The organism is Mesorhizobium sp. M2A.F.Ca.ET.039.01.1.1 (genome assembly GCF_003998035.1).
Lineage (GTDB): Bacteria > Pseudomonadota > Alphaproteobacteria > Rhizobiales > Rhizobiaceae > Mesorhizobium.
This window is the reverse complement of sequence record NZ_RZRY01001448.1, coordinates 1-577: the sequence shown is the minus strand read 5'-3', so window position 1 is coordinate 577 and position 577 is coordinate 1. Positions and strand designations below refer to the sequence as shown.

1 protein-coding gene is annotated in these 577 nt (G+C 66.6%); it reads right to left on the bottom strand.

Annotated elements, in window-relative coordinates; all coding sequences use genetic code 11:
- Nucleotides 1–152: 152 nt before the first annotated feature.
- Nucleotides 153–577 (bottom strand): amidohydrolase family protein (locus EOA24_RS40370; RefSeq protein WP_145992593.1); only part of this gene is annotated, 425 nt, incomplete at its 5' end.

Genomic DNA, 577 nt, shown 5'->3' with positions numbered 1-577 from the left:
GTGTGCTGGTGCTCACCGAAATCAACACGCTGCTGATCGGCCTCGGCTTCCGCCCATCGACGGTGCAGGCAGCGCTCGGCCTGGTCATCCTGCTTCTGGTCTCGCTCTACGGCCGCGAGCGCCACGTGCGGACGACAATCTGACTCAAGCGATCAGCCAAGCCGCCACAGCCGGCGCGCATTGCCGGACAGCAGGCGGGTCCGCTCCGACTCGCTCGCGCCGGCCAGCAGCGCGTGTGTGGCGGCGATCCAGGTGGTCAGCCCGCCGCCCAGCGTGCAGACCGGCCAGTCGCTGCCCCAGATCACCCGGTCCCAGCCGAACGAGCCTATCGTGTGCTCGACATAGGGCCGGAGCGTATCGACGGTCCAAGTCGCCGGATCGGCATAAGCGACGACGCCGGAGATCTTGGCCGTGACGTTGGGCCGTTTGGCGATCGCTTCCATATGCTCGTGCCACGGATGCTCGGCATTGCCCTTTATGTCGGGCACGCCGCAATGGTCGAGGACGAACTGGACGTCGGGCGCGAGATCGGCAAGCGCCATCGCCTTCGGGATCTGATGCGGCAGCACAACAAGGT